Raw genomic sequence first — 25,889 nt, forward strand, 5'->3', positions numbered from 1 at the left:
GCTTGTAAAAAAGCTACGAAGGGCCAATGCCCGGAACGCCCTGCCGGATGGCCCTGGAAAACCCGGCGGCATCCCCATGAGCGCGTGCCCGGTCGGTGTAGCGGCCCAGCTTGCGATACTGCGCGGCGCTGTCCGCGCCTTGCAGCACGCGCAGGTCGAAGAAATACTCGGGCAGGTAGCCGGATGCCAGTTGGCGGTAATCCAGCGGAAGACCCGGCACGATGCGCCGGGCCATCTGGAACACGATGGTGGTGCAGTTGGCCGTCAGCGTGTGATAGAAGCGGGGCGTGTCGCGCAGCCGGTTGGTGCTGTCCACATACGCCAGGAACAACGAGCGCGCATTGTCTGGCGGCATGTGGATGCGGTACAGGTAGCAGTCTTCGCCGCGCACGTTGGTGCGTACGCGCAGGCTGTCTTCTTCGGTCGACGCAATCAGGCTCAGCTCGTACAGCTTGAAAAAGCCACCTATTTCTGAAAAGCGGTCGCCTTCCTTGCGGCGGATTTCCACCGAGAACACCACGTATTGATCATCGCCGAAACCAAACGACACCAAGGCGTGGGCAATGGCCGGGCGGCCCCAGTACGACAGCGCCACGTCCACGGATTGCAGCTCGTTGAGCGCGTAGCGGTGGGTTTCCCAATGGGGCGTGAAGTCGGTGCGGCTGCGCCAGTCGAAGTTGCGCACGTTGTGCAGCGTGACCTGATCGCCGTCGATCTCGCCGTGCGTTTGGCGTGAGACTTCCGGGATCCATGTCCGGTCATTTGATGGGCTGATGCGTGCCCACCAGACGCCTAGCGCCAGCATAGCCAGCGCGAAGCCGTAGCCGGCGGCGCGCCATGCGGGCCAAGCCAATGCGGCCAAGGCCGCCAACGCCAGCATCAACCAGGCCAGCGTCAGCACACCCCTTGCCGTGGGGGCCAAGGGCGCGCGTATCCATAACGCCAGCGCGCCCCAGGCGGCGACCAGCGTGATGGTGATGCCAAGCAGGATGGAAACGGTCATGGGATCCCTGAGCGGACGAGGCCGCCAGAGTATGGCCGGGCTTGATTTGAACCGTCAATTGCGCCGTGGGGGTGTCGGCGCGGGTTCCGTCAGGGCAACGGGTGGCGGTGGGGCCGGCATGGGACGGACAACGCCGCACAGGCGGCGTATGCCCTGGCCGGCAGCATCATGAACGCGCCCGGCTTGTGGCCGGCGGTTCTTTTTTGGCGCGCGGTTTAGGCGCGGGTTTTTTGACTTCGGCAGGAGCGTCGAACTCCTGTTTATTGCGCTCACCGCGTGGGGTGTTTTCCGGATGAGGCTTGGGAAAGGCCCAGGGCTTCGTTTTCTGATCCATTGCATGTACTCCTTGCACAGGCGGAACAGTAGCATTAGCCGTGGCTGTGGGTAAGTGAGGGTTGACGTCAATATTCATCACATCGTGATTCTTGAAAAAAATACTCGGGCGTTTTGACGGGGCGTCGCCTGCAATGTTCCCCGCTTGCGGCAAGCTGGCGTATCGCCGTCCGGAACGCTATGTGCTGGCAGTCCGTGCGCCGTTCGTTAAAGACATGGTCCGGGTGTCGCGCAGCGTGTCGATCCCGGCCCATCCCTTTGCCGCATGGCTGCGTTGTGCTCTGTCGGAGCTGCCGAATTTTACGCAGATTGCGAACGCCGCGATGCGACGCGGTCGGCAAGCCTTTCGGTAGCCCTCTCCGACGGGTAAACCCTGTCAGGAACTGGAGCTCATCCATTTTTTTCAGGGGGAGCAACGCAGCCGCCGCAGCACGCGGCGCTACGATCGAAAGCGTGCACGTAGGGGGATCACTATGGACACCGCCAAGGAATGGTATGCCGCTGTCAGGGAATGGCAACGCGCCCGCGACGAGCTTACCGCGGCCATCGCCGCCATCAAGTGGCCCAGCCCCACGCCAGGGTGCCTGGAAAACTACGACCGCGCCTACGCGCGCGAAACCGAAGCGCGGGAACGCATGAATCAAGCTTATGAGCGTGTCCGACGATAAGCGCTGGCGCGGCGATATCTGCTGAAGTGGCTCTATTAAACAGGGAAACGATAGCCCTTTGCATGGGGCCATGAAGGCGTTAGGCCTACATCACGCCTGCGGGGGCGTGGCGCCGGCGTCGCGGTCATGGCCGCGCGGGTGGCGCGCCGGGGTCCACCGGCTTGATGGCGGCAGGCGGCGCAACCCGCGTTGCCGCATGGCCGCGTCCGGCGGCAAAGCAGACGATGGCGGCGCCCTGCAACAGGGCCGCCGCCGCCAGAAACCCGATCATCGCCTGCCCGCTTGCATCCAGCACCGCGCGCAGCAGGCCGAACAGCGCGGGCGCGAAGGCGTAGGCGCCTTGCGATAGCGCAACAATCAACGGCACCACGCGCAGGCTGTCTTCGCGCACGAATTCCGTTTGCGCGATCAACGGCGGCAAGGACGTGGCGTTGCCGATACCCGACCCGAACAGGATGACGCCCAGCCACACCGCCCATTGATGGTCGGCCGCCAGCATTAACGTGAACGACCCGCAGATTTGCACGGCGTAGGCCACGCACGCGACCTTGCGCCGATCCGCGCCGGCGGGCATCAACGCGCCCACGATGGTGCGGCCGGCGATGGCCGCCGCCGTGGCCAAACCCATTGCGATGCCGGCCGTTTGCGCGCCCAGCAACGGCGCCAATAGCGACAGCAGATGCGCGATCAGCCCGATCTGGGCGAACAAGCCCAGCGCCATGCCGCCCGCCAGCGTCAGAAAGGCGCGGTCGTGCCACAGGCGGGGAACGCGGGGCAGGGAGGCGGACGACGCCGCAACCGGCAGGGCGGCGTCGTCGCCGTCGGGCAATTGGCCCAACTGCTGCGGCGTGACCGAGAACACCTTGCGCGCCAGCAGCGCAACCACCACCACCATCACCGCGCCGACCCACCATGCTGCCTGGGCAAAGCCCGCCTGCGCGATCAAAAACACCCACAGCGGCGAGAACACAATGCCGCCCACGCTGGCGCCGTTATAGGCCATGCCCAGCGCGGCCGGCCGCCGCCGCACGAACCAGGGGGCGATCAGCGCATTGACCGCCGCGGCACCCAATGCCACCCAGCCCATGCCGCTCAACATCGCGGCGCCATACAACTGCCACGGCGCCACGGCCATTGACCAACCGGTCACACCCAAGCCCAGCAACACCGCGCCGCCGAAGGTGACTTGCGGCACGCCGATGCGGCGGTACAGGCGGGGCAGGTTGGCGACCACCACGGTGCCGCTAAGAAAGTGCAGCGTGACGGCGCCGGACACCAACGCCACGCTCCAACCGGTGCGTTGCACCACGGCGTGCAGGAACACGGGCGGGCCGTAAAAGCCCACGCCCCAGCCGAAGATGGCCAACACGAACGTGGCGGCAAGGACTTTCCAACCGAAGAAGGCGGACGAGGTAGACATGATTTTCGGATTTGTCGGGATGTTCTGTTGAGATGAGCCGCAGTATGCTTACGCCTTGCACACAACACTTTGGTCTATAGCGAATCATGGAATCCGAGTTCGCCGACATCAATCTCTCGGCCGTGGCGGGCGCCATTGCCGACCCGGCCCGCGCCCGCATGCTGTGCCTGCTGCTGGACGGGCGCGCGCGCACCGCGACCGAGCTGGCCGCCGCCGCCGATATCGGCGCATCCACGGCCAGCAGCCATTTTCAGCGCCTGCGTGAGCAAGGCCTGGTCGACATGGCCGTGCAAGGCAAGCATCGCTACTATCGCCTGGCCAACGGCGAAGTGGGGCATGCGCTGGAAGCCTTGCTGGTGGTGGCGGGCGCCGAGCGCGTGCCCTTCAAACCGAATACGCCGTCCGCGCTGCGCGAAGCCCGCACCTGCTATGACCATATGGCCGGCACGCTGGCCGTGCGAATTCACGACGCCATGATCGCGCGCCATTGGCTCGCGGCTGATGGCCGCGACTACACGCTGACCCCGCTGGGCGAGGCTTCTTTGGCGCAGGTGGGGGTGGACGTGACCCAAGCGCGGCAGCGGCGGCGCCGCTTTGCCTGCGCCTGCCTGGACTGGAGCGAGCGCCGTTCGCACCTGGGCGGCGCACTGGGCGCGGCCTTGCTAAGCGCCTTGGTGGACCGAGGCTGGATCGAAAAAAGTCTGGATTCGCGCGCGCTGTCGGTCACGCGAAAAGGCGCGCGGCAGTTTCCGGCTTTCTTCGGCGCACCGGATGCGCAGGCCGCCCACGATGGGCTGCATGGGGACGCGCATGCCGCGGCATAGCCTGCAAGCCTTCGTTTTGCGCGTTGTCGGCTCGGGCCGATGGCGGCGCATTGAACATTGCCATTCCAGCCGCGAATGCGGCTTTTTTTTCGTCGGCTTGTTTACCTTCAAGTCTTCTTGAGCATTGTTTCTTTCCACTGTTTTTCTCAATAGCCTTATCAACTTTCGTCAGGAGGGGGCCTTGCCTACGTTGGCGCTGCGCGCATTTCGTTTTCCCACCCGTTTCGTCACGGAGCTTCGCATTGACGTCAACCACGCGCCAGAAGAAGTCGAGCGTGAACTCGACGCCATCCACCAGCGGATGCAGCGGCCTTCGGACCGCTTGCATGGGTTGCCGCAGGTGCAGACGGACATCCCCGGCATCGTGCTGCGTTATCGCGAGGCCGACGGCGAGTACTACGTGTATGTGGTGGACGTGCGGCGCGACCGCGTGGCGGGCTACACGGTCTTCAATCGCTTGATTGAAGTAGGCAAGCGGGCCGACCCTTTCGTGCGTGCGCCGCATTCCAAGTACGCCGCGCCGTATCAGGGCATGGGGCTGGCCACGGCGGTTTACCGCTGGGGCCTGGATGCGGGCTTGTGCATCATCAGCGGCGCGCGCCAATCGCCCGGCGCGCATCGGCTATGGATGGGTCTGGCACGCCACTACGAACTGGGCTATGTGGATTTGCGGCGCAAGCAATTGCGCTATCTGGGCAAGCAGGTAAGGCCCCAGGTGCTTGAAGACCTGCACACTCGCATGATCATGCTGGGGCGCGGCTGGGACATGCCTGATTACATGCAGGCAACAGGGATGATTTCGTCCGAAGATGCGCTTTCGCAACAGGACCTAGGGAAATCCCTGTGAATCGTTAGGCGCGGTTGCATGACAAAAAGCGGCGTCAGCCGAAAAGCCGCGCCAGGCTTGCCATTGCGTTCACCACCCCGCCATGCGGGGTGACCACATAGAAACGGGGACGCAATTGTTGCAATGCAACAGTGTTTCCATTAACCACCGAGGTTACAAAACATATCCGAACTGTCATGAACGGTCGGGGTATGCTGATTCGCAGAACGAGGGCATCCGAAGTGCATCAAAACAACTTGATCTACAAGGGATACCGGCTGACAGCCAAGGTGTCCCGGGGCGCGGACGCTGAAATTCCAGCGTTGCCCAGCGGCCCCGTATTCATCGCATCGGTAATGGTGGTTCAGGCAGGCGCCGTGCTGGAAGGCGGCGACGAATATCCGGTTCCGCGCTTTGCGGACGGCGGATTTGTCTATAGTCCACGCGAAGCCGTGCACGCGGCCATCTTGCATGGCCGCGAAATCGTCGACGGCCTGACGAACATGCCGTCCTAGCCGGAAAAGACTTCCCGCCAATCGCGCGTCTTGGCCAGCGTCTGCACGGTTGCGGACTGCTCAAGTATGGTCACGGCCTTTTTGAATTCCTCGGCCGTGGCGCCGTCTTCCAGGATGACCATGCGCGAGTTGCGCGCGTCGGCCATCTTCACGTCCGACATCTTGCCGTGGGTTTGATAGACCTGCGTCCAGTCCATCTTCTTGCCGGCTTTCAGCGCAATCGGTTCGATGTAGGTCAGCGCCGTGCTGCCCGCCGCGCGCACGGCGAACGCGAAGTCGGCCGTGTGGCCGCTGCTGCCCTTGGCGCGCGCGCCCTTGACCATGCGGTTTGCGCCCACGCCTTCAGCCAGCGCGCGGCCCACCTGGGCGCGAAAACGCAGTTGGCTGAACTTGGGCATCCACTTGGCGCATTGGAACGACAGCGCCATCGCCAGCTTCACCGCGTCCCACAAGGCTTCCTGCAACTGCTCGTTTGGGCCGCTTGCCACGATGGCGCCGTCGCGGTCGAAATGCGCCAGGCTGACGCCGGGCGTTTCGTTCAGCATGTCGATGCGTTTGGGGCCTATCTCGATGCCGTAGCTGGAGGCGTGCATCGAGGTCTCACAGGCGTCGGTCAGATAGAACGTGGCGTCGTCCGGGTGCGCGATGAAGAAGGCCGCGTGCTGGCCGTCCAGCCCCAAGGTCATGGGGGCGACGGCGCGAATGGCGTGTTCACCGGCCGGCAGGACGGTCCAGCCGGAGGCTTCCAGAAAATTACTCATAGGATCAGTTCGATTTGGCGGCCTTTGAGGGGATGCGCAAAACCGCCGACTAGCGTCAGGTTTGCCCGCGGCAGGAAGTACTGCATCAGCGCGCCGATATTATGCAGGGCGGGCACGATCGGCTCGGCATAGCCTTCGCCTTCGTCCACCCAGATATGTTCGTGGCTGCGGTCCGCAAGCGGCTTGCGAAACTGCGGCCGGCCTTCGCCCACCAGGCTGGTGTGAAAAGAGTCGTCCGTGTCCACGCCGAATACGCGGTGCGGCCCGACGAACAGGCTGGCACAGAACGCTTCGGTCAGGAAGATCGTGGCCTGCCCGTGCACCACGGTACGCGCGCCACGGTAGGTGACGCGAAAGATCACGTCGTCGCGCACTTCGCCCTTGACCTTGCACGCGCTGCTGAACTCCATCCACTGGAGGTTGTTGGCGGCAGGCTTGGGCAACCAGGTGATCGGTTTTACGGTTTCCTTGGGTTCGGCAAGGATCTCTTGCACCTCATCAACAGTAATTAACGGTTCGAACTTGTTGGCCATAAAACGGATCTAGGGTCTTTGAACTGCGCGCTGGATGCGCGGCACGCTCGCGGCATGGCGCAGCGGACTCATGCGCGCAAACAGGGCGAGGGGGCGTAATCTTACAAGATGGAGTCAGCGCAAACCCTTTGCTGTATGGATATACAGCAAAGGGGGCGGTGCGGATCAGGCCGTCAGCCGACGACTACAAGGTGCTGGCCGCGAACGTATCGCATTGCTTGATGTTGCCGCTTTCCAGGCCGCGCTTGAACCAGCGCACGCGCTGGGCGGACGAGCCATGGGTGAATGAGTCTGGCACGGCATAGCCTTGCGCCTGCTTTTGCAGGCGGTCGTCGCCGATGGCGGTGGCCGCGCCCAGCGCTTCTTCGATGTCCCCGCCTTCCAGAATGTTGCGAGCCGCGTTGGCGCGTTGCGCCCACAAGCCGGCAAAGCAGTCGGCCTGCAACTCCACCCGCACCGACAGCGCATTGGCCTGGGCCGGATTACGGCGGCGCAGTTGGTCCACCTGATCCGAAATGCCCAGCAGATGCTGCACGTGGTGTCCGACTTCGTGCGCGATCACATAGGCTTGCGCGAAATCGCCCGGCGCCTTGAACTGGTTTTGCAATTCATCGAAGAACGCCAGGTCGATATACACCTTGCTGTCGCCCGGGCAGTAGAACGGCCCCATCGCGGATTGGCCCGTGCCACACGCGGTGGGCGTGGCGCCACGGAACAGCACCAACTTGGGCGCGACGTATTGGCGGTTAAGGTCTTTCTGAAAGATGGCGGCCCAGGTGTCTTCGGTTTCGCCCAGCACCTTGGCCACGAAGCGCGCTTGCGGGTCGTTGGCGGGCGGCTGGCTCGCGGGCGTTTGCTGCGTTGCGGGCGGGCCTTCGGCCATCTGCAGGACCACGCTGGGGTCCACGCCGAAGTACATGGCTACCAAGGCAAGTACTATCGTACCGATGCCGATGGTGCCTCGGCCGCCGATACGGGGGCCGCGAGACCGTCGGTCTTCAACGTTGTCGCTTTCGCGCGAGTCATCGAGGCGCATACTGTTTCTCCGGGCGGGTCGGCATCCCCGCCATTTTGCATCGCCGCTCGTCGTTGAGCGGCATTCAAGAGTGTTAGGATAATCCCATGGCTCTGCATTTATCTATTCATCCTGCGAATCCTCAACCTCGCCTGCTCAAGCAGGCAGCCCAATGGCTGAACGATGGGGGCCTTGTGGCCGTACCCACCGATTCCAGCTACGCCGTTGTCGCGCGGCTGGACGACAAAGACGCCGCGGACGGCCTGCGCCGGCTACGCGGTCTGGACGAAAGACATCACTTGACGCTGCTGTGCCGTGACTTGGCCGAAATCGGCCATTTCGCGCGGGTCGACAACAAGCAATACCGCTTGTTGAAGGCTGCCACGCCGGGTCCGTGGACCTTCATTCTTGAAGCCACCAAGGAAGTGCCGCGTCGCGTATCGCACCCGTCGCGCAAGACCATCGGCATTCGCGTCCCCGATCACCTCGTAATGCTGGGCCTGCTGGAGCAGGTTGGCGCGCCGCTGCTTTCCACCACGCTCATTCCCAAGGACGAAATCGACGCGTTGAACGACGCCGAAGCCATCCGCGAACGCTACGACCACGATCTGGCCGCCATCATCGACGCGGGCGCCTGCCCGCAGTCACCCACCACCGTCATCGACCTGACCAGCGACGATCCCGTCGTGGTCCGCGTGGGCCGCGGCGACCCGGCCACGCTTGGTCTTGCCTGACTTCCCTTTCCCTGCGTTACCCTTGCGTGCCGGCTGCCGCCGGCACGCGGCTCATCTACAATCCGGTTCGCCATGAACGACCTCATTCAAACCATTGCCGTCTACGCGATCCCGGTCATTTTCGCCATCACGCTGCATGAAGCCGCTCACGGCTACGTGGCGCGCATGTTCGGCGATCCCACGGCGTATGAAGCGGGCCGCATCAGCCTGAACCCGGCGCGACATATCGACCCGATCGGCACGCTGCTTGTGCCGGTGGCCATCTTGCTGGCGTCTAAATTGTTGGGCAGCCCCGGCATGCTGTTTGGCTGGGCCAAGCCCGTGCCCGTGGACTTCGGGCGCTTGCGCCGGCCCAAGCGCGACATGCTGTGGGTGGCGCTGGCGGGGCCGGCCGCGAATCTGGTCATGGCGATCATGTGGGCGTTTTCTCTGCGCCTGATGCTGGAATCCGGCATGCAGGAATCCTTCTGGTTCCAGATGGGCGTGGCGGGCGTGAACATCAACCTGGTGTTGATGGCGCTTAACCTGCTGCCGATCCTGCCGCTGGACGGGGGACGCATCCTGTTCAGCCTGCTGCCGAACCGCCTGGCCTGGCAATACTCAAAAATCGAGCCGTATGGGCTGGTGATTGTCATCGTGTTGCTGGTCACCGATGTGCTCTGGCTTTTGATGCGCCCGGTGTATGAACTTGGAACGACTATCGTTCAGTGGTTTCTGTAGGATTTCATCCAATATCCGTTAAACTCAGCGGTTTCATTGATTCTGGCCCTGGGGCATCCTGCCACGGGGCGTTGGAGCCCTACATTTATGGCATCCCCTGCAACCGCCGCAGGCGTTAATTTCCAGGGCAGCTTGGTGGCCCTGGTCACTCCCATGCAGCCCGACGGCAGCTTGGACTACGCTGCCTACCGGTCACTGATCGACTGGCACGTCCAGGAAGGAACCGACGCGCTCGTGGTGGTGGGCACCACCGGGGAATCGCCCACGGTTTCCATGGAAGAACACGCGGAACTGATCCGCGTTGCGGTCGAACATGCCGCGGGCCGCATCCCGGTCATCGCTGGCGTGGGCGCCAACTCAACCGACGAAGCCATCCATCTGGCCAACCACGCGAAGGCCGTGGGCGCGCATGCCGGGCTGTCGGTCGTTCCCTATTACAACAAGCCGTCGCAAGAAGGCCTGTACCGCCATTTCCGCACCATCGCGGAAGCCGTTGACCTGCCGACCATTCTTTACAACGTGCCGGGCCGCACCGTGGCCGACATGTCCAATGAAACGGTTCTGCGCCTGGCGCAGGTGCCCGGCATCATCGGCATCAAGGACGCCACCGGCGACATCGCCCGCGGTGGCCTGCTGCTGCGTGAAGCGCCGGCTGATTTCCAGGTTTTCAGTGGCGATGACCCCACCGCCGCCGCCCTGATCCTGCTGGGCGCGCGCGGCAATATCTCCGTCACCGCCAACGTGGCCCCCAAGCTCATGCGCGACCTCTGTGCCGCCGCGCTGGCGGGCGACGTGCCGAAGGTGCGTGAACTTAATGCCTACCTGGCCCGTCTGAACAAGGCTTTGTTCGTTGAAGCCAATCCCATCCCCGTCAAGTGGGCGTTGGCCGAAATGGGCCGCAGCGCACTGGGCTACCGGCTCCCGCTGGTTGAACTGGGTACGCAGAACCACGAAGTCGTGCGTCGCGCGCTCCAGGAAACGGGTCTGCTCTAAATATCGTGAGGATACGTATGAACAAACGTCATGCCGGTTTGTCGGCATTGATGTCTCTGGTGTTGTTGGCCGGCTGCAGCGAGGTCAATCAATTCCTGGGCAATGAAGAATCTGTCGACTATAAGAGCGCCGTCACCCAGCGTGGAGAGCCTCTGAGCATCCCGCCGGATCTGACCCAGGCCAATAGCGACCCGCGTTATCGCGCGCCCGCTTCGGGCTCGACGACGTACTCGCAGTTTCAACAGCAGGGCCAGGCGCAAGCCACCGCCCCGAAGACCAGCAACGTGCTGCCGGGCCGCCAAGACATGCGGGTTGAGCGCGACGGCGACTTGCGCTGGCTGGTGGTTGACCGCGCACCGGAAGAAGTCTTCCCGCGCCTGGTCGACTTCTGGACCGAAAACGGCTTTACCGTGGCCAGCAACAACCCGGCCGCTGGTTTGATCGAAACCGACTGGGCGGAAAACCGCGCCAAGATTCCGGAAAGCTGGCTGCGCCAAGCATTGGGAGCCGTCCTGGAATCGGCGTGGGATAGCGGCGAGCGCGAGAAATTCCGCACCCGCGTCGAGCGTGTCGACGGTCACACCGAGGTGTACGTCAGCCATCGCCAGATGCTTGAAAAGCGCGTTGGCGCCGACGGCGGCCAGGTGCAATGGCAAAACGGCCAGGAAGATCCGGGCCTGAATGCCGCCATGCTTGCCCGCATGATGGTCTACCTGGGTTCCGACGTGGACAGCGCCCGCAAGCTGGTGCAGCAGGCGGAAGCCTCGCCGCAAAAGCCCGCAGTGCAGGAAGACGTTCGCAGCCAAGGCACTTCCTTGCTGGTGGCCGAATCGTTTGACCGCGCCTGGCGCCGTGTTGGCGTGGCCCTGGACGGCGGCGGTTTCGCCGTTGATGACCGCGACCGCTCCGCTGGCGATTACTTCGTCCGCTACGTCGATACCGACACCGGTGCGCAGAACGAGCAGCCGGGCTTCTTCAGCCGCATCTTCTCGGGCGACAAGAAGGCGGAAGCGCCGCAGTACCGCATCCACCTGGCCGCCAGCGGCGACCAGACCACGGTCACGGTGCTGGACACCAACGGTACGCGCGACAACAGCGCCACGGCTCAGCGCCTGCTGAGCGTCCTGAAGGACAAGATGTAAATCGCGTCGGGCCGGCGCCTGCGTACCGGCCTGAAACGCCAAGGCCCCCGATCTTCGGATCGGGGGCCTTTTTCATTTGAGCCGCTGAAAAGCAGACGAAAAAATAGACGCAAAAAAACCCCGGCAATTCACTTGCCGAGGTCTTTCTGCGTCTTCAGAGCGGGGGTTCGTCTCTGTTTTTATTAAGACGCGGGCGTGGTCGAGCCGCCCGGGGTGGTCGAACCGCCGCCAGGGGTGGTGCCAGGCGCGGGGGCCGGAGCCGGCGAGGTGGCGGGCGGCGTGGTCGAGGGGGCGGGCGTGCTAGCCCCCGGGGTGGACGCGGGCGCCGCGGCATCTTCCTTCTTGTTGCAAGCGCTGAGCGCAACGGCCAGCACCGAGGCAATAATCAAGGTTTTGCTCATCATTTTTGGACTCCTGTAGATGACGACTCTTGAAACCCCCTTAGGGGAAACCAGAAGTCAGGCTACAGGAAGCCGACGCCGCAGCGCGTGTGAAAGTTAAAGAGGTCGCATCCGAACGGCAACAAACCTTTCAGCTTCGTGTTATGTCTTTCCGTATGTGTCCCGGCCCATGGATCTGATTGCGTTCTGTTCGAATCCGATACGTGGGCGTGTCGGGATACTACGCCGCCACGTAGTGAATCCAGCCGGAATCCAGCCAATCCGCCAGGCAGGAACGCGCCTCGGACGACAGCTTGGCGCAGGCCGGATCCGCGCAGTCCAGGCGGCGAGCGTCCGCCAGTGTGCGCAGCGCGGCGTCGGCGGGCGTCATCGCCGTTTCACCGTTGATGAAGAGCTGTTTGCCGCGATAGAGCATGCGGCTGCGGCGGTCCAGCACCAAGCGGCCCGAGTCCGGCCAGGCCTCTTCCAGATCCACATCAACGTCGTCCGCGGCGTCAAAGACGCTTTGGTTATGGGGTTCGGTCAGCCAGCAGCCCAAGAAGCGCGATGCCAGCGCATCGTCAAACCGCAGCTTTTCAACCGTTTCCAGCGTGGCGGCCACCAGCGCATCGGGCAGGGCGGCAGGGGTGTCGACGGCGGGTTGGCCCGGGTCGCGGTACACCGCCGACAGCTTCGGGCCGGGCAGCGCGGGTTCGCCGTAGGGGCCGCCCAGCAAGCCCACGCGCGCCATCACCTGGTCGGCCGCGGCTTCGAGCAGGCCGCGCGCCAGTATGGCCTGGGTGGGGGCGCGGAAACCGATCGAGATGGTCATGCAGCCATCGCCCACGGCGACGCCGTCGTGCGCGGCCTGGGGCGGTAGATACAGCATGTCGCCGGGCGACAGCACCGCTTTTTCCTCTGGCTGGAAATTGCTGAGGATCTTCAAGGGCAGACCGGGTTCCAGCGACAGGTCTTTCTGGCGGCCGTAACGCCATTCGCGTTCACCCGCCGCTTGCAGCAGGAAGACGTCATAGCTGTCGAAGTGCGGACCCACGCCGCCGCCATGGCTGGCGATGCTGACCATCACGTCGTCAAGCCGGGCGTCGGGAATGAAGCGGAACAGGCCCATCAGTTCAGACGCTGCGTCGCTAAGCAGATCCACGCTTTGCACCAGCAACGTCCAGTCGCCCTCGTTGTCCTTGGGCAGGCGCGCGAAGGGGCCGTTTTCCATTTGCCATTCGCCGTTCTCGCGCCAGATCAGGCGCGATTCCACATCGTCGCGCCGCGCCAGTTTCTTGATGGCGGCGATGGCCAGGGGCGGCGTGAAGTCGGGAATCGCCTGGCGGATCAGCAGCGGCTTGCGCTGCCAGTAGCGGCGCATGAAGTCGTTGGGGCTTTGGTTGCCCAACAGCGGCAAGGGTTGGTCAAGGTTCATTGAAGGTGCTTCTTCAGGCGGTAAAGGGCGTCCAGCGCTTCGCGCGGGGTGAGGCTGTCGGGGTCGATGGTGGCAAGCTCTTCGCGCAGCGCGTCCAGCGCTTCGATGGCGTCGTGCCGCTCGGCCTGGGCGTAGGCTTGCGCGTCGGCATCGGCCGCGGCCGAGAACAAGCCCAACTGCGGCGTCGGCGCGCCTTGCGCTTCCAGCCGTTCAAGCTCGCGCGTAGCTTGGCGGATAACCGCTGCCGGCACGCCGGCGCGTTGCGCGACCTGAATCCCGTAGCTGCGGCTGGCGGGGCCTTCGCGCACTTCGTGCAGGAACACGATGCCGGCGGCGGATTCCGCGGCGGCCAGGTGCACGTTGGCCGACGCGGGCTGTTCGGCCGGCAGGCGCGTCAGTTCAAAGTAGTGGGTGGCAAACAGCGTCAGCGCGCGGTTGTGCGCCAGCAGGCGGCAGGCGATGGCCCAGGCCAGCGCCAGGCCGTCATAGGTGGACGTGCCACGGCCGATTTCGTCCATCAGCACCAGGCTGTTGGGCGTGCTGGCCGACAGGATGGCGGCGGCCTCGGTCATTTCCATCATGAAGGTCGAGCGCCCGCCCGCCAGGTCATCGGCGGCGCCGATGCGGGTGAAGATCCGGTCGATCTTGCCGATGCGGGCACGGGCGGCCGGCACGAAGCTGCCGATGCGCGCCAGCAGCACAATCAACGCCACCTGCCGCATGTAGGTCGATTTACCGCCCATGTTCGGGCCGGTGATCAGCAGCATGCGGCGCGCCGGATCCAGCCGGCAACCGTTGGGCGTGAACCGTTCGATGGCGTGTTCCACCACGGGGTGGCGACCGGCGTCGATGTCGATGTCGGCGTTTTCGGACAGTTCAGGCGCGATCCAGTCGTGGCGGCGCGCGTGTTCGCCCAACGCGGCCAGCGTGTCCAGCTCGGCCAGTGCGGCGGCGCAGTCCGACAAGGGCCGCACGTGTTCGGCCAGCACGTCCAGCAATTGCTCGAACAGCCATTTCTCGCGCGCCAGCGAACGGTCTTGCGCGGACAAGACCTTGTCTTCCCAGGTCTTGAGTTCGGGCGTGATGTAGCGTTCGGCGTTTTTCAGCGTCTGGCGGCGGCGGTAGTCTTCCGGCACCTTGGCTGTCTGGCCCTTGCTGACTTCAATATAAAAGCCATGCACGCGGTTGAATTCCACGCGCAGGTTGCTGATGCCGGTGCGCTCGCGTTCGCGGGCTTCCAGTTGCACCAGGAAATCGCCACCATCGGCCGCCAGGCCGCGCAGCTCGTCAAGTTCGGCATCAAAGCCCGTAGCCAGCACGCCGCCATCGCGGATGGCGACGGCGGGTTCCGGCGCAATGGCGCGTACCAGCAGCGCGGCCAGCGCCGGGTCTACAGACAGGTGCGAAACCAGTTCGCCCAGACGCGGCGAGCCCGCCATGGGTTCGACCAGGTCGCGCAGCGCGGGCAGCGATTGCAGGGCATCGCGCAGGCTGGCCAGTTCACGCGGGCGCACCGAGCGCAGCGCCAGGCGTGCCGCGATGCGTTCGATGTCCGGGAAGGCGTTCAGCGCGGCGCGCAGCGCTTCCAGCAGGCCGGCCGACCCAAACGTTTGTTCCACGTCCATGCGGCCGGCCAACAGCGCCGAAATGGCCTGCTGGCGAGCCAGCGCCTGCTCGTTTTCGCGCAAGGGGTGATGCAGCCAGCGGCGCAGCAGGCGGCTGCCCATGGGGGTGCGGCAGCCGTCCAGCAGCGAGAACAGCGTGGGCGCGTCTTCGCCCGACAGCGTTTGCGTCAGTTCCAGGTTGCGGCGGGTGACCGGGTCCAGCAGCACATACTGGCCCGGGCGTTCGGCCGACAGGCTTTGCACGTGCGCCAGCGCCTGCGATTGCGTGCGCGCCGCATAGCGCAGCAAGGCGCCGGCGGCGCAAATGCCGGCCGGCATGTCTTCAATATCGAAGCCCGCCAGGGTGTCGGTCTTGAAGTGCGCCAGCAGATGCGCGCGGGCGCCATCGCTTTCGAAGTGCCAGTCCGGCACGCGCGAACGCGCGCCTTCGAAGGGAAATTCAAAGACGGCGTTGTCGGCGCAGATAATCTCGGCGGGCGCAATGCGATGCAGCTCGGATTCCAGTTGGGCCGGCGCGCATTCAGTAACGCGGAATTCGCCGCTGGCCAGGTTCAGCCAGGCCAGGCCGGCGCGCGGCGCGCGGGCATTGCCGGACACGAACACGGCAGCCAGCGCGCGGTCGGCCTTGGCGGGCAGCAGCGCGTCGTCGGTCAAGGTGCCGGGGGTGACGATGCGCACGATGCGGCGCTCGACCGGCCCCTTGGACGCGGCGGGGTCACCGATCTGTTCGCAGATGGCGATGGACTCGCCCATGGCGACCAGCCGCGCCAGGTATTGCTCCATGGCGTGTACGGGCAGGCCGGCCATGGGGATGGGCGTGCCGTTGGACGAACCCCGCTTGGTCAGCGTGAGGTTGAGCAGGCGCGCGCCGCGCTCGGCGTCTTCGTAGAACATTTCATAGAAGTCGCCCATGCGGTAGAAGAGCAGCAAGGGGCCAGCCTCCGCTTTTAAGCGAAGGTACTGCTGCATCATGGGGGTGTGGCCTGCGTGGGCCTCGGCGGCGGTGGGTTGTGTTGCTGAATTCATGCCCGTGATTGTATCGGGGCGGGCGCGCGCGTGCGGTGGCGGGCAGGATGGTTTTAGCGCTTGTTTGTCGTAATCGGGGTCGGGCTGATGATTGCGTGGCTGCCAGCCGGACAAGTGCTTGATCGCGCCCCATCCGGCGCTACGGATTTGCCGCGCCCGACCGCCGGCGGCACAATCGCACGACGCGGCCCTGTGATGGCCGTGGGAGCAGCAGATGTCGGATTTTCCTTTTCCCGACCCCGTCAACGCCCTAGAGCGCGTGACGATTTCCAGCGGGGCGCACCAGGCTGAATTCGCGCCCGGGGGCGGGGGGCGGCTGACCCGCCTGTCCACGGGCTCGCATGACTGGATCGTGCCGCTGACCGCCACCGAGTGGCCGGCCGGCAAGTGGCCGCGCGCGGGGTCCTACCCGTTAGCGCCGTATTCCAACCGCATTCGCGACGGCGTCTTCACGTTCAATGGCGCGCGCCACGTGCTGGAATCGGTGCCGGGCCGGCCGCAAGCCATTCATGGGGCGGGCCTGTTCCAGCCCTGGCAGGTGCGCAATCATACGCCGGACGGCATCGACCTGGTGCTGAACCAGCCGGCGGGTGTGCTGGGCTGGCCCTGGCCGTTCGAGTGCGTGCAGCGCTATCGGCTGGACGCGCGCGGTTTGAGCCTGTCGCTTAGCCTGATCAACCAGGGCGACTCGCCCATGCCCTGCGGCCTGGGGATCCATCCGTATTTCACCGCCGAGCGCGTGGCGCTGAACGCGCGGCGCCTGTGGCCCGCCGACGCGGACGGATTGCCCACGGGCAGCCGGGTCAAGCATGTGCGCGACGTGCGCCGGTCGGCCGAGGGTTGCGATACCTATCTGTCGCAATGGGCAGGGCGCGCCACGCTGCACTGGGCCGACGGCCACGAACTGGCGCTGCACGCGGACCCGGCGTTTGCGCATCTTGTCGTCTATACCGCGCCCGGGTCGGCATTTCTGTGTGTGGAGCCGGTCACCAATGTGGCGGATGCCTTCAACCTGGCGGCGGCGGGTGAAACGCGCACCGGGATGCAGGTGCTGGAACCGGGCGCCCGCTTTGCGGCAACGGCCTTGATGGCGCTGACGCCGCCCCGGGGGCAACGCTGAAGGCCGAGCCCGCAGACCCAACCCGCAGGCCGCACGTCGGGCGCGGGCCCTCGAACGCGGTGCTTTGAAAGCGCCGGTTCCTCCGGCGATAATCCCCGCACCCCAATCCAGGAGTCCCTACGTGAAAAAGCTCAGCACCGAACAATTGCAGGCCGCGGCCGAAACGTTGCGCCGGGTGCAGGCGAAGCTGGCCCGTTCGGGCAGCCTGCCGCTTGAGCCCACGCTGTACGCCAGCGCAAAAGGCTTTCGCCGCAACGTGCCGGACTATCTGTGGACCTGGCTGTCGGGCCTGCTGGCGCCACACAAGAGCCTGGCGTCGTGGATGGACACGCATCAACCGGGTTGGCGCGACGGCAAGACGCCGGCCGCCGTGGTCTATGCGCGTACCGAAAAAGGCTGGTTCGATTGGCTGATCGCTGAACTGGAAGCCGAGATCAACGATCCGCATGCCCGTGCCAAGCGGGCAGGGCAGGCCTGATCAGGCGATGCTTGCTAAAGCCGCTTGACCGGCAGGGGCTAGACCCAAGATCCGGTCAAGCCGCCGCGCCCGCCTTGCCTTGGGCGCCTGCCTTGCCCTCTGCACCGATGTCGTCTGCAAGCACCTTTGTGTACACCGTGGCGCCCAATGACGCGCCATGCACGGCAAGGTGCGCGCCTAGCTGAATCACTTGCAGGATCTCTGCTCGCGTCACGCCTTGCGTCAACGCATGCGTGATGAGCGCGCGCAAACCCGTCTGATCGCCCTGCGTGAACGAGGCGTGTAGGGCAATGCGCACCAGCAGCCGTTCGGTTTGACTCAAGCCACCGGCCGGCGCGCCGTCCTCAACAAAATCCAGCAGCACCCCGACATAGCCCGGATCTTGTGCCGCCAGCCGCAGCAGGCTTGCCGCCTGTTCCGGCCATAGCGCGTGGATGCGCTGGCAAAGGGGCTCTTGCGGCGGCAGGGGGACGGCGGGCGCGGCGTCATGCAGGACGTCGGCGGCTTGCAGTACGGCGTTGACGCCTTGCAAGGTAAGCAGATGCAGTACGTCGAACACATCCGCTTCACTGGCGCCGGCCGCGAGCGCCATGCGCAAATGGGTCTCCAGCCCGGCCGCGTACAGATGGGTGGCGGACGCGTCCAGCGCGACATAGACCAATTCGACCATGCGCGGCGTCAGCGGACCGGTCTTCGCCGGATAGCCCGCGTAGTCGGCGTAGTACGACAGAAACGCGGGGTTGGCGCGCAGCATGGCCTCGGTCCATGGGCGCCAGTAGCCGCGCGCGGCAATGAAGCGGGATTTGATGGCATCCAGGTCGGTTAGCGTGTGCATAGCGTTTGGCCGGTCAGGTATTGAGCTTGGGCACCCGCTACGAAGCGAAGCAGCGGCCATAGCGCGGGGTCGGGGTGTTGCGAGGCGACTTCGACGGCATTGATCCGGCGCGCGCGGGGCCCCCATTCACAGGCCAGGGTGGCGATCAGCATGCGCGCGGCGGCGTCGTCGCCGGCGTGTTTCCAATCAGCCTGTTCGATGCGCGGCAAAAGCAGCGTCAGGCTACTTGGTTTGCCGTCCATGCCGCTTATTCCATGGCGGCGTGCCACGGCCAGGACCGCGGCCAGGCGGCCACCGGGCGGGCTAGCCAGGACGGTCGTGTCGATGACGGCGGGGTAGCCGTCGCGCGCTTGTTCGTGCTCTTGTCCGTGCTCTTGTTCGTGCTCGTATCCGTGCTTGTGCTCGCGTTCGTGCTCGTGCGCTTGCGTGTCGCCCCTTACGGGCCAGTTGCCGTGCACGGTCAGTGCCAAGGGCGTATCGCATGGCACGGGGGCGATGGCGTTGGGCGCATAGGCTTGGCTGCCGCCGAAGACGGACGACCCGCCGTCCACGGACAGGCGGCTGCCGCTTAACTGTGCGGCGTCCGGGCTGGCCAGAAACGCCAGCGCGCAAGCCAGTTCTTCGGGCCTGGCCAGGCGGCCCAGCGGAATCTTCGCCACCGCGCGCACCGGGTCCAGGCGGCCGCTGGCGATCAGCCCGTCGACCAATTCCGTTTGTACGAATCCCGGGCACAAGACGCTGACGCGCAGGTCGGGCCGCGCGCGCGCCAGGGCTTGTGTTTGCGCGATCAAGCCGGCCTTGCTGGGACTGTACGCGCCGCGCATCGGGATGGCGTGCAATCCCGCACCCGAGGCCACGTTGACGATGCGGGCATGCGGCGTGAGTCGCCCTTGTAGCGCACGCAGCAGTCGCGGCGGCGCGTGCAGGTTCAGGTCCAGCAAACGCTGCCAATCAAGATCGGCTTGTTCGACCACGGGCAGATTGCTGGCGTCCGTCATCCCCGCGTTGTTGATGATGGCGTCCAGCGGCGGCATGTCGTCGGCCAGCGCGTTGATCTGGTTGGGATCGGTCAGGTCCGCGACGCGGGCAATATGTTCGGTGGCTGGTGTGGCAGGCAGCGGCCCAGAGACGACGGCGGCTCGGACACCCGAACCTTCGGCACCCAGGACTCCGCCGCCCATGACCACGGCACCCAGGGCATCGGCGGCCCCTGGCTCGTTGTTCGTCGCCAGCGCGCCCGACCCGCCTGCGCGCAGCTCCGCCAGTAACCCCTCCAGCGCTTCCGCATTACGGTCCACCAGCACGCAGCGGTGGCCTAGACGGGCCAGCCGCCAGGCGGTGGCGCGGCCGATGCCGCTGGCTGCGCCCGTCAACAGCACCGTTTCCATCAGAGCGTGGTGAACGTGATGCCGCCGTCCACCACCAGCGCCTGCGCGGTGATGAAGCGCGCTTCGTCGCTGGCCAGGAACGCAATGCCGCTGGCCACGTCTTCCACCGTGCCTAGCCGCCCCATCGGCGTGCTGGCGATGCGGCGTGCGTCGCGTTCGGCGTTGCGGTTGCGCTGCGTGCCTTCCGTCGGCACGGCCGAGGGGCAGACGGCGTTGACGCGAATGCCGCGCCCGCCCAGCTCGGCCGCCGCCGCGCGCGTAATGCCCAGCACGCCGGCCTTGATGCCCGAATACACCATCGATGCAGGCGCGGATTTCAGCGCGGCAGTGGACGCCACGTTGACGATCGCGCCGCCGCGCTCCGGGTCCATCGCCTCGGCGGCTGCCTGGATGCCCCAGATCACCGCCTTGAAACCGATGTCCAACATGCGGTCCATCGTGTCGGCCTGGATCTCGGCGGCGCTTTGGTAGCGCACCCACGCCGCGTTGTTGACCAGGATGTCGAAGCGCGAACCGTGTTCGGCGGCCTGGCGCACGGCCTGCCCGATGCCTTCGCGCGATGACACGTTCTGCACCACCGCAAACGCCTTGCCGCCGGCGGCGGTGATGTCGGCGACGGCCGCATCCACCAGTTCCTGTTTTAAATCGTTGACGCCGACGACAGCGCCGCGCGCGGCCAGCGCGCGGGCCGTGGCGCGGCCGATGCCGGCGCCTGCGCCGGTGATGAGCGCGACGCGCCCAGCCAGATCTTGTTGCATGGTTTCTTCCTACACCGATTCAATGAATGCGCGGCCCGCCGCGCGCGACAAGCCGCTGAACGCCGCATCCAGCTTGCGCACCGCGCGCAGCGCGGGGTGCAAGGGCAGCTCCCAGGTAAAGCCCATGCCGCCGTGCAGGTGGATGGCCTTCTCGATGACGAAGGCGGCGTTGGCGATGGCGCCGGCCAGCGCGGGCCGGGTGTCGCGCGGCGCGCCGAATTCGTCGGTATGCATCGCGCGGCGAATGGCGGCGCGGGACACGTCCTGGACCAAGCGCATGCGCGCCAGCAGATGCCGCACGGCCTGCTTGGCCGACAGCGGACGGCCAAACTGCACGCGGGTGGCCAGGTAGCTGGCAGCGGCTTGCAGCGCCCCTTCGGCCGCGCCGTTGGCGAATTCGGCCAGCAACAACCGGGCCGAGCCTTGCAACGCGCGCCAAGCCTGCGCATCAAGCCGCGCCAGCACCGGCGCGCCTTCCAGCGCCAACCACACCTGCGGATGATCCGGGTCCAGCGTTGCTTGAGGCTCGTGCGTGGCATCGCTGACATCGACCAGCACCGCGCCGTCGCCATCGGCCACCAGCACCCAATCCGCCGGGCCATGGTCCAAGCGGGCGCTGCCTTCCTGCACGCTGCCTTGCCAGGCGATGCCGGCCAGCCGTTCGCCCGCCACCAGCGCCGCGGCGTGCGGCGTGCCGGCCAGCGCCCGGGCAAGCAAGATCTGCTCGGCCAGCGGCAAGGGCAGTTGTAGCCGGCCCGCCGCGTGGGCGATGGGCAGGGCAAACGCCAGGTCCAGGCCCAGCCCGCCGTCAGCCTCGTCCGCCATCACGCCGCACAGGCCCGCCTGTGCCAGCACGGCGGCCATCGCATGCGGATCCTGGCGCGAAAGCGCATCGGCAATGGCCGCGTCGGCGGCTTGCGCGAACTCTTCGGGATGCAGTTCTTCGCTACTCATGTCAAATCCTTGGGTAGGTTCATGACGCGCTGCGCGATCACATCCAGCTGCACTTCCGTGGTGCCGGCGTAGATCGTCTCGGCGCGCGCGAACAGATACGCGTTGGTAAAGGCCTGGTGAGCGCGCTGTGCCAAGGGGCTGGAATGCGGCCCCACCTGCGACAGCAGCGAGAGCGCCAGGCCCGCAAACGCCTGATGGCATTCGGACCAATACAGCTTGGTCAAGGACCCGCGCGCGCCGATGGATTCACCGCGAAGCATGCGTTCAACCGTCAGTTCGACCAGCCCCTTCAAGCCGTCGATTTCAGCGATCAGATCACCGACGCGACGTTGCACGTAGCCATCGTCCAGCGTCGCGGCAAGCCGGGTGTCGGACTTGCAGGCGGCGATCAGTTGGCGCAGTTCGCATTCGAAGCGCCAGGGGCGGTACATGCGGTTGGTGGCGCGTTCGATCGACAGCACGCGGATGGCCGCGTTCCAGCCTTCGTCCGGTGCGCCCAGGCGCGCGCTGTCGGGCACGATCACGTCGTCGAAGAAGACTTCGGCGAACGACTCCTTGCCGTCGATGGACTTGATCGGCACCACGCGGATGCCCGGCGTGTCCATCGGCACCGCGAACATCAGCAGCCCCCGGTGCTTGTCCGCCACGGTGCCGGTGCGCGTCAGCAGCAGGCAGTAGTGCGCCTTGGCCGCGCCGCTGGTCCATATCTTCTGGCCGTTGATACGCCAGTGTTCGCCTTCCTGTACGGCTTTCGTGCGCAGCCGCGCCAGGTCCGAGCCCGCGTCCGGTTCGGAAAAGCCCTGGCACCAGAACTGCCGCATCGTCAGGATTTCGGGCAGGAAGGCCTGCTTCTGGGCCTCGTCGCCGACGGCCATGATGATGGGGCCGGCCAGTTCCTTGCCGATGGAGCTGACGCTTTCCGGCATCGGCAGCGCGCCGATTTCCTTGTTCACCGCCAGATGCTCGCGCAGGCTCAGTCCATGGCCGCCATAGGCCTTGGGCCAGGTCATGCCCGCCAGGCCGGCCTGATGCATCGCCGCTTCCCAGGCGCTGCTTTCGGCCAGCGTGGCGGCGCGCCAGTCCAGGCTGTCGGCGCGCATGAAATCCGGCAGATTGGCGCGCAGCCAGTGGCGCGCGTGTTGCCGGTAGACCTCGACGCCCGAGGCGGGGTCGGGAACGATCACCTGTTGCTCAAAATTCATGCTTGTCCTTGCTGTGCGGGCGCGGGTTCGGTTGCTGATGCCGGTACGGCGCGCGGAATCATCAGCGCGTCCAGCACCACCACGCCCTGGCCCTGCGGCCGTACCAGAATGGGGTTCATGTCGATGTCGGCGATGTCGTCGCGGTGCCGGAATGCGAATTCCGACAGGCGGGCCACGCTGCGTGCGGCGGCGGCCACGTCGGCCTTGGCCTGCCCGCGCGCGCCGTCCAGAATCGGGAACATCTTCAGCGACCGGATCATCGCCATCGCCTCGTCTTCGGTGACGGGCGCGGCCTGCACCGCCACGTCGTTCAACACTTCGGCAAAGATGCCGCCCATGCCCACCATGACGATCGGCCCGAAGACCGGGTCTTGCGACACGCCCGCGATCATCTCCGTGCCGCCGCGCAGCATCGGCGCCACCAGCACGCCGTCGATGCGGGCGGCGGGCGCATGGCGCACCACGTTGGCAAGAATGCGCGCATGGGCCTCGCGCACGGCCTCGGCGTCTTCCACATTCAGCGCCACGCCGCCCGCCTCGGTCTTGTGCGCCACGTCTTCCGACGCGATCTTCAGCACGACGGGGTAGCCGATGGTGTCGGCGGCGCGAACCGCCGCGTCGGCGTCGGTGGCGATCACTTCGCGCGGCACGTCGATGCCCGCGTGGCCGAGCGCCTGCTTGGCGTGGAATTCATTCTTGAAGACGATGGGGTCGATGGGGGCAGGGGCGGGGGGCGCGATGTCAGCCCCACCCATCGCACGCAGTTGCCCCAGCCGTGCCAGCCCCGCCAAGCCCGTGGCCGCGGCATCAATGCTGGCGAACACGGGGATGCCCAGCGTGTTGATCTGTTCGATGGCGTCCGCCGGCCCCTGGCTGATGATCATCAGCAGCCGCTCCGGATGGCTGGCGCGCACCTGCGCCAGCGCTTCCAGATAGATGCCGCGCAGCCGCGTGTTGTACAGCGACAGCGACATGAACAACACCAGCGAACTGTCTGAAGGGTCTTCCAGCAGCGCGGTCAGCATCTTTCCCAGGATGTCCGGCCGGCTCGACATCTGCGCCGACGCGTCGACCGGGTTGCCGGTGCTGGCGGTGGGCACCGCTTCGTGGATGCGCTGTTGCGTCAGAGGCGCCAGCGCGGGCAGGGTCATCCCGGCCTCGCTCATGGCGTCTGCCATCATGATGCCGAAGCCGCCCGAGGCCGCCACCAGCGTCACCGCGTCGTTGCGGGGCAGCCGGTTCGGCATCAGCATCGACGCCGCGTGGCCGATGTCGATCAGCGCTTCCACCGAGCGCACGCGCAGCACGCCGTGGCGGCGGAAGACGGCGTCGATGACGGCATCGGATCCGGTCAGCGCGCCGGTGTGCGACGCGGCGGCCTGCTGGCCCTTTTCGGTGGAGCCGATCTTCAACACGATGACCGGTTTGCCGCGCTGGCGCGCCAGGCGCAGCGCGCTGATCAGTTTGGTGGCGTCGCGGCAGGTTTCCATGCAGCAGAGAATGATGTGCGTGTCCGGGTCGTCGGCCAGCGCGGCGATGCCGTCGGCCACGTCCACATCCGCCTCGTTGCCGGTCGCGATGAAGCGGCTGACGCCCATGCCGCGCCGGGCCACGCTTTGCATGGTGTGGCTGCCCACATTGCCCGACTGCGACACGATGCCCGCGTGCCCCACCGGCGGCATGTGTTCTTCCAGCGCGATCGAGAACGAGCCGATCAGGCGATCGGCCACATTGACCGCGCCCAGGCAGTTCGGCCCCAGCACGCGCATGCCGTGTTCACGCGCAATGGCGACCAGCTCGGCTTGCAGCGCGGTGCCGGCAGCGCCTGTTTCGGTAAAGCCCGCCGACAGCACGATGGCGGCCTTGGTGCCGCGCGCCGCGCAGTCGCGCAACGCGGCGGGCGTGGCGGCGGCGGGCACGGCCAGGATGGCCAGCTCGGGAGCAGAGGGCGTGTCGCGCACCGAGGCGTAGGCGGGCAAGCCCTGGATGACGCCGCCCTTGGGGTTGATGGGATACACGGCGCCGGCATAGCCGTGCTTGATCAGCATGTGCACGGGCCGGCCGCCGATCTTGGTGACGTCATCCGACGCGCCCACGACGGCGATGCTGCTTGCGGTGAAAAACGGCGCCAGCCCGGCGCCCGCGCGCTGGGGGCTATGTTGCTGCGGGCTGTACGCTTGTGCGGTCTGCGCCATGCTCAGCGCCCCTTGAATTGCGGCTGGCGCTTTTCCAGGAAAGCCATGCGCGCCTCGCGGGCGTCTTCCGTCTTGGCCAGCGTCATCGTGAAGTCCTGCTCGAAGCGGTAGGCATCGCGCTGCGGCATCAGGTCAACCATATTGGCCGCGCGCTTGGCGTACAGCACGGCCAGCGGCGCCTTGGACGCGATTTCATGCGCCAGGGCCAACGCGGTCGGCAGCAACTGGTCGGGCGGCAGTACGTCTTCCAGCACGTTGCGGCGCAAGAGGTCGTGCGCACTTAGACGCTGGCCGGTGAAGAACATGCGGCGCAAGGTTGATCGGCCCACCAGCGTGCGCAGCATGGACGCGCCGCCCGCCAGGCCCACGTTGATCTCGGGCATGCCAAAGGTCGCGTTGTCGGACGCGTACATGATGTCGCACGCGGCCATCAGCCCCATGCCCGCGCCCAGCGCCGCGCCATTGACGGCGGCAATCACGGGCTTGGCGCATTCCTTGATGGCGTTGCCGGTTTCGCGGGTGATGCGGTTGTGTTCCAGGAAGTCGCCGGCGATGTCGGCGTTGGGGCGGTCTTTCAAATCCGCGCCGGCGCAGAACACCTTGCCATGGCCCGTCAGGACCGCGCAGCGTATGTCGTCGCGTTCGGAAATTTCGTCGAAGATAGCGACCATGCGGCGGCGCATGGCGCGGTTCAGGGCATTGACGGGCGGGCTGTTCAGCGTGACCAGCGCAACGCCTTCGTTGACTTCCAGAGTGACGGTGGCCTCGCTCATGCGGGCACCTTGTTGGTCGGGGAAAAGGCGAGGGCGCGCAGGGCGCCGGTGGCATGCTGCATGACGTGTCTCCTAGAGTCCGATGGACCGGTCTTGCCCTGTTTTCAGCGCGGGGCGGCCGGCTTTTTTTGGATTATATGGACGGGTATTGCGCAGGATTCAGGCCAAAAATGTTGGTTGTGTTCTGCATGAAAACGGCATATTCCCGGCCCGTTCAAGCCGATACCATGGCT

The 25,889-nt window shown here is 65.8% G+C and carries 27 protein-coding genes; 11 read left to right on the forward strand and 16 right to left on the reverse strand.

The features are described 5' to 3' along the window. Positions 1-13 precede the first annotated feature (13 nt). Positions 14-1,003 (reverse strand): DUF4105 domain-containing protein, encoded by a 990-nt coding sequence (locus tag M2361_RS01465; RefSeq protein ID WP_259245893.1) that lies wholly within the window; start codon positions 1,001-1,003, stop codon positions 14-16. A 166-nt stretch (positions 1,004-1,169) separates the two neighbouring features. Next, positions 1,170-1,337 carry a hypothetical protein gene (locus M2361_RS01470; RefSeq protein ID WP_167401052.1) on the reverse strand — a complete coding sequence of 56 codons (168 nt, stop codon included), beginning with the start codon at positions 1,335-1,337 and terminating at the stop codon, positions 1,170-1,172. Between the two features lie 91 nt (positions 1,338-1,428). Between M2361_RS01470 and M2361_RS01475 the strand changes: the two genes are divergently transcribed. Both M2361_RS01475 and M2361_RS01480 read left to right on the forward strand, forming a co-directional pair. Then, a complete protein-coding gene (locus M2361_RS01475; RefSeq protein ID WP_259245894.1) occupies positions 1,429-1,689 on the forward strand; it encodes a hypothetical protein in 261 nt (86 codons plus the stop codon). Positions 1,690-1,809: 120 nt separating this feature from the next. Next, positions 1,810-2,004: a hypothetical protein gene (locus M2361_RS01480; protein WP_259245895.1), complete on the forward strand. Its 195-nt coding sequence runs from the start codon at positions 1,810-1,812 to the stop codon at positions 2,002-2,004. Between the two features lie 124 nt (positions 2,005-2,128). Here M2361_RS01480 and M2361_RS01485 read toward each other — a convergent pair whose 3' ends face one another. After that, positions 2,129-3,424 carry an MFS transporter gene (locus M2361_RS01485; RefSeq protein WP_259245896.1) on the reverse strand — a complete coding sequence of 432 codons (1,296 nt, stop codon included), beginning with the start codon at positions 3,422-3,424 and terminating at the stop codon, positions 2,129-2,131. Positions 3,425-3,510: 86 nt separating this feature from the next. Here M2361_RS01485 and M2361_RS01490 point away from each other — a divergent pair, with 86 nt between their 5' ends. The 3 genes from M2361_RS01490 to M2361_RS01500 all read left to right on the forward strand — a co-directional run bounded on the left by M2361_RS01490 (position 3,511) and on the right by M2361_RS01500 (position 5,589). After that, positions 3,511-4,248: a helix-turn-helix transcriptional regulator gene (locus M2361_RS01490; protein WP_259245897.1), complete on the forward strand. Its 738-nt coding sequence runs from the start codon at positions 3,511-3,513 to the stop codon at positions 4,246-4,248. A gap of 181 nt (positions 4,249-4,429) precedes the next feature. After that, positions 4,430-5,095: an N-acetyltransferase gene (locus M2361_RS01495; RefSeq protein ID WP_259245898.1), complete on the forward strand. Its 666-nt coding sequence runs from the start codon at positions 4,430-4,432 to the stop codon at positions 5,093-5,095. 221 nt (positions 5,096-5,316) lie between these two features. After that, positions 5,317-5,589: a hypothetical protein gene (locus M2361_RS01500; protein WP_100856747.1), complete on the forward strand. Its 273-nt coding sequence runs from the start codon at positions 5,317-5,319 to the stop codon at positions 5,587-5,589. On the opposite strand, the gene M2361_RS01505 is transcribed toward M2361_RS01500, so the two are convergent. The 3 genes from M2361_RS01505 to M2361_RS01515 form a co-directional block, all read right to left on the reverse strand. After that, complete coding sequence (locus M2361_RS01505) at positions 5,586-6,350, reverse strand: DUF1828 domain-containing protein (RefSeq protein WP_100856746.1); 765 nt, start codon at positions 6,348-6,350, stop codon at positions 5,586-5,588. The two genes, M2361_RS01500 and M2361_RS01505, sit on opposite strands and share 4 nt — an antisense overlap. Beyond that, the gene (locus M2361_RS01510) at positions 6,347-6,883 is read right to left on the reverse strand and encodes a hypothetical protein (RefSeq protein WP_259245899.1); all 537 of its coding nucleotides are present in this window, start codon (positions 6,881-6,883) and stop codon (positions 6,347-6,349) included. The genes M2361_RS01505 and M2361_RS01510 overlap by 4 nt, the downstream gene beginning before the upstream one ends. 184 nt (positions 6,884-7,067) lie before the next feature. Next, complete coding sequence (locus M2361_RS01515) at positions 7,068-7,919, reverse strand: neutral zinc metallopeptidase (protein ID WP_259245900.1); 852 nt, start codon at positions 7,917-7,919, stop codon at positions 7,068-7,070. A gap of 86 nt (positions 7,920-8,005) precedes the next feature. On the opposite strand from M2361_RS01515, the gene M2361_RS01520 reads away from it, so the two are divergent. The 4 genes from M2361_RS01520 (at position 8,006) to bamC (ending at position 11,487) form a co-directional block, all read left to right on the forward strand. Further along, positions 8,006-8,632, forward strand: coding sequence for an L-threonylcarbamoyladenylate synthase (locus tag M2361_RS01520; RefSeq protein ID WP_100856743.1), 627 nt, complete (start codon positions 8,006-8,008; stop codon positions 8,630-8,632). 72 nt (positions 8,633-8,704) lie between these two features. After that, positions 8,705-9,352 carry a site-2 protease family protein gene (locus tag M2361_RS01525; RefSeq protein ID WP_100856742.1) on the forward strand — a complete coding sequence of 216 codons (648 nt, stop codon included), beginning with the start codon at positions 8,705-8,707 and terminating at the stop codon, positions 9,350-9,352. A gap of 87 nt (positions 9,353-9,439) precedes the next feature. After that, positions 9,440-10,345: a 4-hydroxy-tetrahydrodipicolinate synthase gene (gene dapA, locus M2361_RS01530; protein ID WP_259245901.1), complete on the forward strand. Its 906-nt coding sequence runs from the start codon at positions 9,440-9,442 to the stop codon at positions 10,343-10,345. Between the two features lie 17 nt (positions 10,346-10,362). Further along, positions 10,363-11,487, forward strand: coding sequence for an outer membrane protein assembly factor BamC (gene bamC / locus M2361_RS01535; RefSeq protein ID WP_259245902.1), 1,125 nt, complete (start codon positions 10,363-10,365; stop codon positions 11,485-11,487). A gap of 182 nt (positions 11,488-11,669) precedes the next feature. Here the strand turns inward: bamC and M2361_RS01540 are convergent, their stop codons facing one another. From M2361_RS01540 to mutS, 3 genes are all read right to left on the reverse strand, one after another. Beyond that, positions 11,670-11,891: an endopeptidase gene (locus M2361_RS01540; protein ID WP_259245903.1), complete on the reverse strand. Its 222-nt coding sequence runs from the start codon at positions 11,889-11,891 to the stop codon at positions 11,670-11,672. 217 nt (positions 11,892-12,108) lie between these two features. After that, positions 12,109-13,302 carry a cupin domain-containing protein gene (locus M2361_RS01545; RefSeq protein WP_259245904.1) on the reverse strand — a complete coding sequence of 398 codons (1,194 nt, stop codon included), beginning with the start codon at positions 13,300-13,302 and terminating at the stop codon, positions 12,109-12,111. Continuing rightward, positions 13,299-15,953, reverse strand: a complete 2,655-nt coding sequence (mutS, locus tag M2361_RS01550; protein WP_259245905.1) for a DNA mismatch repair protein MutS — start codon at positions 15,951-15,953, stop codon at positions 13,299-13,301. Before mutS ends, M2361_RS01545 begins: the two co-directional genes overlap by 4 nt. A gap of 214 nt (positions 15,954-16,167) precedes the next feature. Between mutS and M2361_RS01555 the strand changes: the two genes are divergently transcribed. Next, positions 16,168-17,073, forward strand: coding sequence for an aldose 1-epimerase (locus M2361_RS01555; protein WP_259245906.1), 906 nt, complete (start codon positions 16,168-16,170; stop codon positions 17,071-17,073). A 121-nt stretch (positions 17,074-17,194) separates the two neighbouring features. Next, positions 17,195-17,551 carry a hypothetical protein gene (locus tag M2361_RS01560; RefSeq protein WP_259245907.1) on the forward strand — a complete coding sequence of 119 codons (357 nt, stop codon included), beginning with the start codon at positions 17,195-17,197 and terminating at the stop codon, positions 17,549-17,551. Positions 17,552-17,606: 55 nt separating this feature from the next. Here M2361_RS01560 and M2361_RS01565 read toward each other — a convergent pair whose 3' ends face one another. The 7 genes from M2361_RS01565 to M2361_RS01595 are packed head-to-tail and all read right to left on the reverse strand — an operon-like array spanning position 17,607 to position 25,656. Then, positions 17,607-18,386: a carboxymuconolactone decarboxylase family protein gene (locus M2361_RS01565; RefSeq protein WP_259245908.1), complete on the reverse strand. Its 780-nt coding sequence runs from the start codon at positions 18,384-18,386 to the stop codon at positions 17,607-17,609. Continuing rightward, positions 18,374-19,774: an SDR family NAD(P)-dependent oxidoreductase gene (locus M2361_RS01570; RefSeq protein WP_259245909.1), complete on the reverse strand. Its 1,401-nt coding sequence runs from the start codon at positions 19,772-19,774 to the stop codon at positions 18,374-18,376. Before M2361_RS01570 ends, M2361_RS01565 begins: the two co-directional genes overlap by 13 nt. After that, the gene (locus M2361_RS01575) at positions 19,774-20,532 is read right to left on the reverse strand and encodes an SDR family NAD(P)-dependent oxidoreductase (protein WP_259245910.1); all 759 of its coding nucleotides are present in this window, start codon (positions 20,530-20,532) and stop codon (positions 19,774-19,776) included. Before M2361_RS01575 ends, M2361_RS01570 begins: the two co-directional genes overlap by 1 nt. 9 nt (positions 20,533-20,541) lie before the next feature. Next, a complete protein-coding gene (locus M2361_RS01580; protein WP_259245911.1) occupies positions 20,542-21,486 on the reverse strand; it encodes an acyl-CoA dehydrogenase in 945 nt (314 codons plus the stop codon). Continuing rightward, positions 21,483-22,688 (reverse strand): acyl-CoA dehydrogenase family protein, encoded by a 1,206-nt coding sequence (locus M2361_RS01585; protein WP_259245912.1) that lies wholly within the window; start codon positions 22,686-22,688, stop codon positions 21,483-21,485. Before M2361_RS01585 ends, M2361_RS01580 begins: the two co-directional genes overlap by 4 nt. Next, positions 22,685-24,883, reverse strand: coding sequence for an acetate--CoA ligase family protein (locus tag M2361_RS01590; protein WP_259245913.1), 2,199 nt, complete (start codon positions 24,881-24,883; stop codon positions 22,685-22,687). The genes M2361_RS01585 and M2361_RS01590 overlap by 4 nt, the downstream gene beginning before the upstream one ends. A gap of 2 nt (positions 24,884-24,885) precedes the next feature. Beyond that, positions 24,886-25,656, reverse strand: a complete 771-nt coding sequence (locus tag M2361_RS01595) for an enoyl-CoA hydratase/isomerase family protein (protein ID WP_259245914.1) — start codon at positions 25,654-25,656, stop codon at positions 24,886-24,888. Positions 25,657-25,889: the final 233 nt, after the last annotated feature.

It is taken from the genome of Achromobacter sp. JUb104 (genome assembly GCF_024806975.1).
Taxonomy (GTDB): domain Bacteria; phylum Pseudomonadota; class Gammaproteobacteria; order Burkholderiales; family Burkholderiaceae_B; genus Achromobacter; species Achromobacter spanius.